General features: G+C 66.8%; 12 protein-coding genes. 8 read left to right on the top strand and 4 right to left on the bottom strand.

The window, feature by feature from the left end; genetic code table 11:
* Positions 1-7 precede the first annotated feature (7 nt).
* The 4 genes from KF791_15600 to KF791_15585 all read left to right on the top strand — a co-directional run bounded on the left by KF791_15600 (position 8) and on the right by KF791_15585 (position 2,607).
* A complete protein-coding gene (locus KF791_15600) occupies positions 8-937 on the top strand; it encodes a DNA-3-methyladenine glycosylase 2 family protein (protein MBX3733999.1) in 930 nt (309 codons plus the stop codon).
* Entirely contained in the window at positions 924-1,691 is a 768-nt protein-coding gene (locus KF791_15595; GenBank protein ID MBX3733998.1) for a 2-phosphosulfolactate phosphatase, read from the top strand. Before KF791_15600 ends, KF791_15595 begins: the two co-directional genes overlap by 14 nt.
* A 71-nt stretch (positions 1,692-1,762) precedes the next feature.
* Positions 1,763-2,281 carry an adenylyltransferase/cytidyltransferase family protein gene (locus KF791_15590; protein MBX3733997.1) on the top strand — a complete coding sequence of 173 codons (519 nt, stop codon included), beginning with the start codon at positions 1,763-1,765 and terminating at the stop codon, positions 2,279-2,281.
* A complete protein-coding gene (locus tag KF791_15585) occupies positions 2,278-2,607 on the top strand; it encodes a YhbY family RNA-binding protein (GenBank protein MBX3733996.1) in 330 nt (109 codons plus the stop codon). Before KF791_15590 ends, KF791_15585 begins: the two co-directional genes overlap by 4 nt.
* Before the next feature lie 143 nt (positions 2,608-2,750).
* On the opposite strand, the gene KF791_15580 is transcribed toward KF791_15585, so the two are convergent.
* Positions 2,751-3,638 (bottom strand): sugar phosphate isomerase/epimerase, encoded by an 888-nt coding sequence (locus KF791_15580; protein MBX3733995.1) that lies wholly within the window; start codon positions 3,636-3,638, stop codon positions 2,751-2,753.
* 27 nt (positions 3,639-3,665) lie between these two features.
* Between KF791_15580 and KF791_15575 the strand changes: the two genes are divergently transcribed.
* From KF791_15575 to KF791_15560, 4 genes are all read left to right on the top strand, one after another.
* Complete coding sequence (locus KF791_15575; GenBank protein ID MBX3733994.1) at positions 3,666-4,559, top strand: hypothetical protein; 894 nt, start codon at positions 3,666-3,668, stop codon at positions 4,557-4,559.
* Positions 4,556-5,584 carry a M23 family metallopeptidase gene (locus tag KF791_15570; protein MBX3733993.1) on the top strand — a complete coding sequence of 343 codons (1,029 nt, stop codon included), beginning with the start codon at positions 4,556-4,558 and terminating at the stop codon, positions 5,582-5,584. Before KF791_15575 ends, KF791_15570 begins: the two co-directional genes overlap by 4 nt.
* Positions 5,488-6,420, top strand: coding sequence for an amidohydrolase family protein (locus KF791_15565; protein MBX3733992.1), 933 nt, complete (start codon positions 5,488-5,490; stop codon positions 6,418-6,420). Before KF791_15570 ends, KF791_15565 begins: the two co-directional genes overlap by 97 nt.
* Before the next feature lie 129 nt (positions 6,421-6,549).
* Positions 6,550-7,824 (top strand): 6-phosphofructokinase, encoded by a 1,275-nt coding sequence (locus KF791_15560; GenBank protein MBX3733991.1) that lies wholly within the window; start codon positions 6,550-6,552, stop codon positions 7,822-7,824.
* A gap of 43 nt (positions 7,825-7,867) precedes the next feature.
* Here KF791_15560 and KF791_15555 read toward each other — a convergent pair whose 3' ends face one another.
* The 3 genes from KF791_15555 to KF791_15545 all read right to left on the bottom strand — a co-directional run bounded on the left by KF791_15555 (position 7,868) and on the right by KF791_15545 (position 12,770).
* Entirely contained in the window at positions 7,868-9,262 is a 1,395-nt protein-coding gene (locus KF791_15555) for a DUF1552 domain-containing protein (GenBank protein ID MBX3733990.1), read from the bottom strand.
* Between the two features lie 38 nt (positions 9,263-9,300).
* Complete coding sequence (locus KF791_15550; protein ID MBX3733989.1) at positions 9,301-11,793, bottom strand: DUF1592 domain-containing protein; 2,493 nt, start codon at positions 11,791-11,793, stop codon at positions 9,301-9,303.
* A gap of 242 nt (positions 11,794-12,035) precedes the next feature.
* Positions 12,036-12,770, bottom strand: a complete 735-nt coding sequence (locus tag KF791_15545) for a DUF1559 domain-containing protein (protein MBX3733988.1) — start codon at positions 12,768-12,770, stop codon at positions 12,036-12,038.
* Between the last annotated feature and the right edge of the window lie 110 nt (positions 12,771-12,880).

Here is a 12,880-nt window from a genome sequence, read left to right as displayed (position 1 = left end):
CTGGAGGATGACCGCCAGATTTCCGGTGCGGGATTACGACCTCGCCGCCACCCTGGAAAGCGGCCAGGTCTTCCGCTGGGAGCAACGCGGGACCGCGTGGGAGGGGGTTGTTGGCCCCCATTGGTACCGAATCGAACCGGCTTCAGGCGCGCTGGTGGCCACGGCAGCGACGGCCGATGCGGATTGGACGGGCCTGCGTTGCTTCCTTGGCATGGACGACGTGCTCGAAGACATCCAGCGCACGTTTCCGAACGACCCACCGATGCAGGCCGCAATCGCGGCCTGCCCGGGCCTCCGATTGTTGCATCAGGATCCCTGGGAATGCCTCGCCAGTTTCCTCCTCAGTTCCACCAAGCAGATTGCCCAGATTCGTCAGTGCGTCGCCATGCTCTGCGCGCGGTTTGGCCGTCCGGTCCCGGTGCCGCCGGGCCATTCACCGAACCACCAGTTCCCGGAGGCCTCCGTTCTGGCGCGGGCGGGAGAGGCCGCGTTGCGGGAATGCCGGCTCGGGTTCCGGGCTCGTTACCTCGCCGAGGTGGCCAACCGGGTGGCCGCGGGTGTCCTGGACCTCGAGGCGGTCCGTCAACGGCCCACACCGGAGGCACGCCAGCAGTTGATGTCTCTGCCCGGGGTCGGCCGCAAGATCGCGGATTGTGTCCTCCTGTTCGCGTACGGCCGTCCGGAGGCCTTTCCGGTGGACGTCTGGGTGCTGCGGGCGCTCCGGGGGCTGTATTTCCCGAAGCGACGTCCCCAACCCCGCACCCTGCTCCGGTTTACTGCAACCCATTTCGGCCCCCATGCTGGCTATGCCCAGCAGTACCTCTTCCACTACGCCCGCACCTACCTCGGTCGAGGCGCCTTCGCGGGCGGTCCCCGACGCATCAGGCGCCCTGTGAGCGCCTCGTCCCGTTCGCCCGCCCCACATGCAACGCATTGAAGCGCTCCTCAGTCCCGCAGAACTGCACTCCCTCAAGGCGCGCAACCTCCAAGGCAGCGTCTGCGTGGTCTTCGATGTGCTGCGGGCCACATCAACAATGCTCGCGGCGCTGCACAGCGGGGCGGCCGCGGTGGATGCCGTGGGCGGAATCCCGGAGGCGATTGATCTGCGGGCCGCGGATCCGGGCTGCCTGCTGGCCGGGGAACGCGACGGACGCCGGATCCGCGCAGCCCAGACCGGTGGAACGGATTTCGACCTCGGGAATTCCCCGCGCGAATTCACTCCGGAACGGGTGAGGGGACGCCGGATCGTGATGACCACGACCAACGGCACCCGGGCCCTGCAGGCCTGCACTGCTGCGGAGACCGTCCTGGCGGCGTCCTTCGGCAACCTGCGCGCCACCGCCCGCTGGCTGGAGACCCGGGATCCCGGACACCTCCTCCTTGTCGGATCCGGCACGCAGGACCACGCCGCCCTCGAGGATGTGCTGGCGGTCGGGGCGCTGGCCGACGCCGTGTGGTCCCGGGCGTCCACCGGGTGGGTGGACGACGCCGTCCGCATCGCCCGCCACCTGTACCGCGACCATCGGGGCGACCTGTTGCGCACCGTCTCCGAAGGCCGCAATGGCCACCGGTTGCTCCAGTGGCCCGACCTCGCGGACGATGTTTCCTGGTGCCTTGAGGCGGACCGCTTCGACTTTGTGGCCCGGCGGCAGCCCGACGGCAGCTTCCGCGCCGAACGCGCCGGTCACTGACCGCCGGGCCTCGTGTCTCCGCAGAGATTTTGATCCCAATTGTCTGCCGGCCACTCCAGCGTCCGTCGTCCATGAACACCGCGGACAAGGTGATCCCGCCGACGACGCTCGGCGCGTGGCGCGAGGCCCTCCGGAACCAGGGCCGGCGTCTCGTGGTCACCAACGGATGCTTTGACCTGCTCCACGTGGGCCATGTGACCTATCTGGAGGCCGCACGAAGCCGCGGCGACGCCCTTCTGGTCGGCCTCAACGGCGACGACAGTGTCCGTCAACTCAAGGGGCCCGGCCGTCCGCTGAACCCGGAGGCGGACCGCGCCCGGGTGCTCGCCGCCCTGGCGTGCGTGGACGGCGTCTGCATTTTCCCGGAAATGCGTGCGACGCGCTTCCTCTCGGAGGCCGTTCCAGAGGTGTATGTGAAGGGCGGCGACTACACGCTGAATACCATGGATCCCGATGAACGGCGCGCCATCGAGGCGGTGGGGGGGCACATGGAATTCATTCCGTTCGTCCCCGGCCATTCCACGACCGCGCTCGTTCAACGGTTCCATCCCGGGTTCCGCACAGGCTCCCCAAGCCACCCAGCCTCATGAACCCCTCCGGGCCGACTCACGCCCCCGCCGCAGGCCGCGAACTCCGGGACCTCAAGGCCCGCGCCCAGCGACTGGAACCGGTCCTCAAGATCGGCCGCGCCGGCCTGTCTGCAGAATTCTTCGCCGCGCTCGACCAGTGCCTTGCCGACCATGGGCTGGTGAAGGTGCGCTTCGAGGAGTTCAAGGACCGAAAGCGCGAGCTCGTGCCGGAACTGGTGTCTCGCAGCGGTGCCCAGCTGGTGCAGCGGGTCGGCAATGTGGCCGTGCTGTTTCGACGTCGGTCGCCGCCAACGCCAGCCGTCCCCGCCGTCCCCAAACGCGGCTGAATCCGGCCCCTGAAGGCCCGGGGGCACGGCGCAGGAGGGCACGGGCAACGCGAGCGGAACACGCTGCGCCCCGGATCCCGGTGAGTCACCGTCGCGCACCGGGTTCGGATGTCCCGGAAAGGCCGGGAGCCTCGACCCCGGGCTCAGCCGCCGGGCCGCAGTTCGGCAAGCAACCGCTCCAACCGCCGGCCGTACTCGACGAAATTATCCCGCAGCATGTCGTCCTGCGCCGCCGGCGCGGTCGTGTCGTGAAAGACCGCCACCATGTGCGGTTCGATGCTGATGCCGCCGTCATAGCCGCGCCGCAGGGCATCCTCCAGGATCCGTCGAACAGCGCCCTCCCCCTCCCCCGGCCAGGTGTAGTCCGCATCGTTCTTCGCCGGATTCCAGCGGGCATCCTTGACATGGATGTGGGCCACCCGGTCCCGCACCCGGGTCCAGAACGCCCACGGATCCTGTCGCGGCCAGGGCTTCGGACGCGACCGGTCGGCATTGAACACCGGATTCGCGGTGTCGAAGACCCACCGCAGGTCGGGCACGGCATCGAGCAGTTCAACGGCATGACCCGGGCTGATGCCCCCGTAGTTCATGCAGTTTTCGTGGACCGCCAAGCAACCGCCCTCCCGGAAGCGCGCCGTCACCTCACGAACCCGCCGGATCACCTCCGGAGGCAGGCGATCGGCATCGTCGTCGGGCTTGTAGCTCATGATGCGGACCAATCGAGTGCCCAACCGTTGCATCCGTGGCAGGGCGCGGCCGACCTCATCCAGGGTCGCATCGAAGGGGTCGGTGACCCGTTTGGCCCAGTTCATGATCGTGGACCCAAGGCAGTACACCGAGATGCCGCCCGCTTCGAGCATGGCGGCCGCCCGGTCGAAAGCCGCATCGGAGAGGTCGTGCAGATTGGCCTTCGGCGCACCGTCCACCTGCAGGTTGCGGGCCTCCAGATGGCGCCAGCCCAAGCGGCGCGTCGCCTCGATCTGCGATTCCAGGCGGTTGCCCGCCTCGTCGCCGATACCGCAGAGAATCATGGCCGCAATCCAACCCCGGGGGACATCATGGAGCCAACAAAAACGCCACCCGCAACGGGTGGCGCCATCCGGTCGTGGGCGGCCTCAGGCCTTGGCGGCCCCTTTGGCGTTTCGTGCCTTGTGGCGCTTGATCTGGCGGACCCGGCGACGGCGTTTCTCGACTTTGTTGTGTTGTTTGCCCATGGTTGGTGTATTCGATATCCGATGACTCTTGACGCGCCCGGCAGCCTCCGGATGGGAGCCCGCTTCATCAATCACTTTCTCAGGCGTACCGGAACGGCGCTCCTCGCGGCCCTGACCGTCCTGGCGGTCGCCGGCCCGCTGGCGGCCGCCGACGGCCCGGCCCCGGGATCCGGCTCCAAGCCCGCGAAACCCAAGAAGGCCTCGGATCGCCTGGCGGTGATCCGCGTGCATCTGGAAGCCACCGACACCGGCAACACACCCAAGGCGGAGGTGATCCGCAGCCGACCGCAGATCATTCCGATCCAGAAGGAGTACTTCCTCGACGAGCGCGATGTCGCCGTGGCCCAGTTGGTGGAGACACCCGACGGCAGCTTTGCAATCCAGATTGACACCACCCCCCACGGCACGAAAGCCCTCGAGATGGCCACGGTCACCGCGAACGGGCGCCGGATGGTGATCTTTGGGCAGTGGAGCACGGACACCGAAGTGACGGAGTCACGCTGGCTCGCGGCACCGCTGCTCCGGGGGCCGCTGCGCGAGGGCACGATGCGGTTTGCGGCGGACTGTGACCTGACGGAGGCCCGGCACTTCGTGGACGGGTTGAACAACGTGGCCGTGAAGCTCAAGAACCAGCCCAAGTCAAGGGGCACATCGAGCGCCCCGACCACCACCAAGCAGCCGCCGGTGAAATCCAACTCCACCGCCGGGGACCTGATCAACCAGTACTCCAAGCCGTGACCGCCTGGCGCCGGCTCGCCTGCGGCTGGCTCGCGGTCGCCGCGCTGACCGCGGCCGCCGGCGCCCAGCCGTTCCAGTTTCCCACCGCCAACCGGACGCTCCTGCAGCCGGGACGCGAGGCGGACTTCTTTCAGGGCACAGCCGGACGGCCCTGGACCAGCGGGCAGTACGGCTGCGTCCGGTCCGAGGGGAACCAGTTTCACGAGGGGGTGGACATCCGGGCGATCCAACGCGACCGCGCCGGAGAACCGGTGGACCCTGTGCTGGCGTCCGCCCCGGGGGCCGTCGCCTATGTCAACGCGCGATCCCCGCTCTCCAACTACGGGATCTACATCGTGCTCCGGCATCGGATTGAGGGGATGGAAGTGTACACCCTCTACGCCCACCTGCGGGAGGTCCGAGAGGGCCTCAAGGTCGGCACGGTCGTGCAGGCCGGGGAACGCATCGCGACCCTGGGGCGCACGAGCAACACGAACCCGGGCATCTCCAAGGACCGGGCCCACCTGCATTTTGAGATCTGCCTGGTGGTGAATGACCGCTACGCCGCCTGGCATCGCGAACGCCTCACGGATCAGCGAAATGATCATGCGAACTTCAATGGGCGGAATCTGATGGGTGTGGACCCGGCCGCCGTTTTCCTCCAGCAAGCCCGCATGGGCCGGGAATTCCGCTTCGTGGACTTCCTCCGCGGGCAACCGGTCCTCGCCCGGGTCGCCGTCCGGTCCACCCACTTCCCCTGGCTGCGCCGCTATCCGCAGCTGGTCGTCCCCAATTCCGTGGCCGAACGCGAGGGCATTGCGGGATACGAACTCGGACTCGCCTTCACCGGTCTGCCGGTTCGCCTGAAGCCGCTGGCTGCCTCCGAAATGCCGTGGCGCGACCGCGTCCGGCTTGTGGAGGTCTCGGCCGTGGAATCGTCCCGTCACCCATGCAGCCGGCTCGCCATCCGGCGCGGCACGCTGTGGACCCTCCTGCCCCGCGGACAGGACATCGTGGATCTGATCACCTACCAGCCCTCCCCGTGAAACTCGACGCCCACCAACACTTCTGGCGGTACCACGCGACCCAGTACCCCTGGATCCCCCCGAATTCACCGCTGCAGCGCGACTGGCTCCCCGCAGATCTGGCCGCCCTGCAGGGTCCGCTGGGATTCGACGGTTCGATCGCCGTGCAGGCGCGGCAGTCGCTTGCGGAGTCCCATTGGCTGCTGGGACTCGCCGATGCCGACCCGCGGATCGTGGGTGTGGTCGGCTGGGTGGACCTGCAGTCCGAATCCGTGGACGCCGAACTCGCCGCGCTCGCCACGCATCCGAAATTTGCCGGGGTGCGACACGTGGTGCAGGACGAACCCGACGACCGGTTTCTGCTGCGGCCCGCGTTCCTGAGGGGCCTCGGCAAGCTTCATGACTTCGGCCTCACCTACGATCTGCTGATTTATCCGCGCCAGCTCCCGGCGGCCATCGAGGTGGTGCAACGCTTTCCCGCGCAGGCCTTCGTGCTCGATCACCTCGCCAAGCCCGCGATCCGCGAGGGCCTCCTGGAACCCTGGGCCGGCGGGATCCGTGAACTGGCGCGCCATCCGAACGTGTGCTGCAAGGTGTCCGGCATGGTCACCGAGGCCCGGCATGACGGTTGGCGTCCGGAGGAGTTCCGTCCGTACCTCGACGTGGTCCTGGAGGCCTTCGGGCCCCGCCGCCTGATGTTCGGCTCCGACTGGCCGGTGTGCCTGCTCGCTGCGGACTACGGCGCCGTCGTGTCGCTCGCAACCGACCAGCTGGTGCGAAGGGCGGGCTGGGATGCGGCGCAGCAGGAGGCGTTCTTCGGGGGCAACGCGCGGCAATTCTACCTGGGCGGGCGCTGATCCCGGATCGCACCGGGCCGCACGACGTCCGCGGCATCCTGCGGGATGCCGACCGGGATTCGACGCATTCGCCGCTTGCCTGCCGCTTTGACGGGCAGGCAAGGTTTCGGGGCTTCAACGAATGCTGACATGGCTGAACTCCAAGGAAACCTGCTTGTCGCCCAATCCGGCGGCCCGACCTGCGTCATCAATGCCAGCGTGGCCGGCGTCATCACGGAGGCGGGACGGCACGAGGCGATTGAGGAGATTTACGGCGGGCTCAACGGAATCCTCGGGATCCTGAACGAGCAGCTGATTGACCTTGGCGACGAAAGGGCGAGGACCATCGAGGGCCTCCGCTTCACACCGGCGGCCGCCCTGGGGACCTGCCGGTACAAGATCAATTTCGAGAAGAAGCCGGAGCAGGCGGCACGCGACATGGACCGCCTGTTCGAGGTGTTCGCCGCCCACAACATCCGTTACTTCTTCTACGCGGGCGGCAACGACTCCCAGGACACCGCGCACAAGATCCATCTCCAGGCGCAGCAACGCGGCTACGAGATGCGCGTGCTTGGGGTGCCCAAGACCATAGACAACGACCTGCCCCACACCGACCACTGCCCCGGCTACGGCTCGGTGATCAAGTACAACGCCGCCACCGTGCTGGAGGTCGGCCTCGATGTCGGCTCGATGGCCACGGACGACGGCTCCTGTTGCATCATCGAGGTGATGGGCCGCGCCGCCGGCTGGATTGCCGCGGGCACCGTGCTCGCGAAACAGGGCGATCCCGCAAAGGCGCCGCACATCATCCTGCTGCCCGAGATTCCGCTCGACGAGGAGGCCTTCCTCAACCGCGTCAAGACGACGATCGCCGGGCATCAGTACTGCGTGGTCGTCACCGGGGAGGGCGTGAGGAACGCCGCTGGCGAGGAAATCGGCGCCGACAAGACCCGCCTCGACGCCTTCGGACACCCGGTGCTTTCCGGGGCGGCGGACGCCCTCGCCACGCTGGTGCAGGGCCGCCTGAACTTGAAAACGCGCACGGTGAAGCTGGGATATGCACAGCGCGCGGCGGCCCATTTTGCCAGCCAGACCGATGCCGATGAGGCCTTCGCGTGCGGTGCCGCGGCCGTCCGCGCCGCGATGGATGGCAAGTCGGGATTCATGCCGAAGATTGTCCGGCTCTCCAGCCAGCCGTATCAATGGACCATTGAACTCGAGGACCTCGCCCACATCGCCAATGTCGAGCACTTCGTTCCGCGCGACTGGATCAGCGAGGACGGCATGATGCCGAACGAGAAATTCATCGAGTACGCCGCGCCGCTGGTGCAGGGCGAGGTGCGTCCCCCGATGGTGAACGGCCTGCCCCAGTACGCAGTGCTCGATCGCAGTCCGGTTGAGAAGAGGTTGCCCGAACGAGGCTGAACGCCCGGCCTCCCGGCCTGGCACCGACCCGCCGGGAGGGGCATCAGATCCCCTGCAACCGGCCGGTGGAATCGCCCAACCTCTCGATCCCGGTGGCGCCCATCCGGTCGGCCATGCTGAGGAGCAGGTTGCTCATCGGCACGCCGCCGAACTTCGCATAGCGGCCGGGCGTCACCAGGCCGCCCCCGGCACCAGCCATGATGAGGGGCAGATTGACGTGGGTGTGCCGGTTGCCATCGGCGTTGCCGCTGCCGTAGACGATCATGGAATTTTGGAGCAGCGACCGGCCATCCACATCCGTCGTCGCCTCCATCTTCTCGAGAAACCGGGCAAACTGGGCCACGTACCACGCATCAATCGCCGCCACCTTGGAGATCATCTCCTGCCGGTTCTGGTGATGCGTCAGGTAGTGATGCCCCTCCGGGATCTCGATCTCCGGAAAGGCGCGGTTGCTGCCCTCATTGGCCAGAAGAAAGGTCGCCACCCGCGTGGAATCGGTCTCGAATGCGAGCCGCATCATGTCGAACATGATGGCGATGTGCTCCCGGAAGGAGCCCGGGATGCCCTCGGGCGTCGCAAGGTCCGGATCCGGCGTCTCCGGAAACCGCTCCGCACGCTCGATGCGCTGCTCGATGTCCCGCAGGTCGGTGAGATACTGGTCCAGCTTGTCGCGGTCCCGGTGCGTGAGCTGTGTCTGCAGCGCCTTCGCATCGTCGAGGACGAAGTCGAGGATCGAGCGCTGCTGCTCGCGGCGCAGGGCCAGGCTCCGTGCGCGTTCGCCGGGCGCGCCGGATCCAAACAGCCGCTCGAAAACGAGCCGGGGATTAGGCTCGGGCGCCACGGGGGTCGTCGGAGAGCTCCAGCCCAGATTGTATTGATAGGCGCAGGAGTACCCCGAATCGCAATTGCCGGATTTGCGGACGGCATCGCAGGTCAGTTCCAAGGACGAAAACCGGGTCAGATGCCCCACCTGCCGCGCCACGAGCTGATCCACGGAGACGCCCGCCAGGATATCCGATCCGGCCGTCTTGCGGACCCTCACTCCGGTGAGGAACGTGCCGCTGGCGCGGGCGTGATCCCCCGCCCCGTCCGGACCCGGCGTGGCGTTGACGTGATCGAGCCCCCCCAGGACCTGCACCTGATGCCGCACCTTCTCGAGCGACTTCATCGTGGGCGCAAATTGGAATGCGCTGCCCTCACCGGTCGGCCACCAGTCGGGCTGGATCGCACCGTTCGGAAAATACACGTACGCCATGCGCAATGGGGCACCGCCCGGCGTTGTGGCCAGGGTGGAGGTGGTCGGCACACCCGCCCGGAGAGGTTGGAGCGATTCCAAGGCCGGGACCGCCAGGCACGCGCCGAGTCCGCGCAGGAAGGTTCGACGGTTCAGGCTCCAATGACGCTCGGCAGCCCGATTGCGGGGCGTGTGGGGTTTCATGTTCATGGGGGGCATTTGCGGGTTCACACGAGTTGGAATCATTCGTTCTCCGGAGTCACCACAACGGGACCGCCGCCGGCGCGCCGCTTTTGAAACGGAGCCGACTCGATGACGCCGAGCAGCAGCGCCGAGAACCGGCCGTCTTCGCGTTGGAGGCGTGCGACAATGTCGTCCACCGCCTGCGTGTCGTAAAATTCAATCCCCCGCCCCAGCGCGTAGGTCATCAGCTTCCCCGTGAGGCAGCGGTAGAAGTCCAGCCGGCGCTCCGTCGCGAGAATTCGCTTCAGCTCCCGGATGTCGGCAAATCGCTCGCCGGTGATCAACACGCCGCCGGGGTCCACCGGGTGACCCCGTTCCATCTCCCGCCACATGCCGAGGGCATTGAAACTCTCCAGGGCCAGCCCCAGCGGATCCATGCGGTCATGGCAGGACTTGCAAAGGGCCTGGCTGCGGTGGCGCTCAAGCGTCTCGCGCAACGTGGGTTCCCGATCCTTGAACTCCTTCTCCGCCTCCTCAAGGTCCGGAACGTCCGCCGGCGGCGGCGGCGCCGGGGTTCCGAGGATCTGATCCAGCAGGAAAACGCCGCGCTTCACCGGCGACGTGCGGGTGGGATTCGACGTGACCACCAGCACGCTGCCCTGCGTCAGCACGCCCCCGCGCGGGCTGTCCGGTGGCAGGGCCACTTTGCGGAAGTCTTCGCCGCTCACGTCGGGCACGCCGTAGTGGCCGGCCAGCGGTTCGTTCAGAAACGCATAGTTCGCGTCAATCAGCTCGGTGATCTGGCGATCCTCCCTGAGGACGTGTTCAAACGTCGCCTCGGTTTCCCGCCGCATGGCGCGCCGCAGCTCGGTGGTCAACTCGACGGTGGGACCCCGGCGCCGGCGGAAGGAGGCGCGCAACGCCTCCAGTTCCTCTTGTTGTTCGGACGTCAGCTGCTCGGCGGGGAGATCCCGCAATGCCGCAAAGCGCGCCCGGAGCTTCTCCTGTTCACGATCCGGCGCCGATTCGCGCGCCAGCACGCTGCGCTCGTTGATGCTGATGCCCTCGACATCCCGCGCGAGCAGCCATTGCCCGACGAAATTTTCGACGAACTGGCCAGCGCGCCGGTCGGCCAGCATGCGATGGACCTGCGCCGTCTGGTGCTTGCGAAGCTCCCCGCGCGCCGCGAGATCGAACAATTCCCCGTCGGGCATGGTGGACCAGAGAAAATACGAGAGTCGCGACGCCAGGGAGTACTCGTCCAGGTTCGGGTGCCGGCCGGCCGCGCTCTCCGGCTCAACACCCTCCGTACGGAACAAGAAACGCGGCGAGGCGAGCACCGCGACCATCGCCCGCGCGACACCGGCCTCGAAGGTCCTGCCCGGCCGGGAATACTCATCCTCGGCGATGCCGGTCAACCGGGTCACCGTCCGCTCCTCCACCGGACGCCGGAAGGCCAGCGACGCGAACCGGTCCAGAATTTCACCCGCATACCCCCGCCGTTCCGCCGGGTCCGTCGGGGGTTCATCCCGCGTGAAGAAGCGGTCGTAGTTCGGCGGATGCACCCACTGTTCGGGGGCCAGCGGACCTTGCAGCGTCACCGAGCGCAGTCGGAAATCCACCCGCGTCTTTTTCTGCTCCTCCGGGACCAGCGGCTCAAGGTTCAGGCTCACCCGATGCTCACCGGCCGGAAGCTCCCGGGTAAACTCATGGTTCACCTTCCTGCCGTCCTGCCACTTGTGCTCCTCCTCCAGCAGGATCTCATCGCCCAGCCGGACGGTCAGCTTCATGCGTCCCGGATCGAAATCGAACGCCCCGGACACGTTTGCGTCGAGCACCAGGCGGTACTCGCCCGGCTGCGCCGCTTGGAAGACTCGGGAAACTGTTGCCGCCTGATAGAAGCTGATGCTCCGCGCATCGGTCTTGCCGTCCGCGCTCTTGAACTCCCCCCCGCCCGCCCGCTGCTCGGCAACCACCCGGGAAACCACCGGAACGGCTTGGGACACAATGGTTTCAGCCGCGTCCATGTACTTCTCCAACAACAGGGGAGACGTGGCCAACACATCGCCGATGTTGTCAAAACCGTAGCCCGTGTCGTCCGGCGGGAATTCCTCAAAGGCGCGAAACTCCACGCCCATCAGGTCGCGAATCGTATTTTGGTATTCGACCCGGTTCAGGCGCCGCAGCGTGACCCGTCCAGGATCCGGATTCAGCGGATCCAGCTTGAAGACATCCGATTTGATCCATCGCTCGATCCATGCCAGTTCGTCGGCGGTGGGGCGTTCCTTTTTCGCCGGAGGCATGACCTCCGCACGGAGGTTCCGAAGGACATTCAGCCAGAAATCGGTATCGCGGGTCCGCTCGGTGTGCGATTTGAACCCGTCGAACGTCACGTTGCCCTTGGCCGCGCCATCCCCGTGGCAGTCGTAACAGTAGTTCGCCAGCAACGGCTGCACCTTCGCAGCGAATTCGGTCTCACTGGCCATCAGGAATCCAGCCACGCCAAAGCCCCCCAGAAGGGCACAAAAATGGCGGCCGAATTTTTTACGCACACGTATCATCAATGATCTGTCAGCACAGGGTTTGCGGTGCGACGCCGTCGGACGGCGTCGTGGTTCCAGCTTCCCGATCTTCCCGTCGGTCTACCACCCGACCCGGTGTGTGGCAACGCCGTTTCCCGCCCGTTTTGCCACCCGTTTTCCCGAGCCACATCGTCATGGACCACCGTTTCGCCGACCGCGGTGTTCGGGGGATCCTAAACAAGAACCACCCGCAACTCGCTGCAACTCACCGGTCAGTTCGCGAGGGCGCGGTTGGTTCGGAAGGTCTCGGTCACCGCCCACAGATTGAGCGGGAAGAGGGCGCCACGGTACCGGATGAATTCCGCGTGGCCGTCCGCAAAGGTGTAGTTCGATCCACCGGCACGGTTCCGCCGGCTGCCGCCGGCGTGCACGTTGCGATGGATCTGGTCCCGGTCGTTGCCCTCGAGGAAGTCCATGTAGAAGTGGTCCGAATTGGTCAGCTTTTCCCCGATCACGATGGTCAGTGTCGGCTCGGTGATCGCGGATTCCGGCATGGGCCGGTTCAACGACTGCTCGGCGCTCGAATGGCCGAAGCGAAGCCGGAAATGGTCGTTGAACCCGTTGTAAATATAGCTGCGAAGCGCCAGGTCGGGATTTCGGGCCGCGGCGGACGCCTCCGCCCGGGAGCGACGCCGCCGGTCGTTGGGGCATTGCAACAGGGACACCTGCCGGTACCCGGGCAGCAATTGCGTGGGCCAGCGACGCTCGTTCCGGCGCTCAGGAAAGCTGCCGCGGTTCTCGTCCACATACAGCATCGTCGCCAGCCCAAGCTGCCGGAGGTTGTTGAGGCACTGCAGGGAACGCGCCCGTTCCCGTGCCCGCCCCAGCGCGGGCATCAGCATTCCCGCCAGCACGGCGATGATCGCGATCACGACCAGCAACTCGATCAGGGTGAACGCGGCCGCGGAGCCTGGCTTGAGAGCAGAAAGCCGGAGACGACGCTTCATGGGAACGAGCGGAGTGTCCCACCGGAATCCTCTCTGGGGCAATCCGGGAATCCCGGGAATCGTTCCACCCCGCGGCCCAAACGGACCACAGTGGATCCCGGCCTGATCCC

Source organism: Verrucomicrobiia bacterium (genome assembly GCA_019634635.1).
Lineage (GTDB): Bacteria > Verrucomicrobiota > Verrucomicrobiia > Limisphaerales > UBA9464 > UBA9464.
This window is presented reverse-complemented; position numbering and strand designations above follow the sequence as displayed.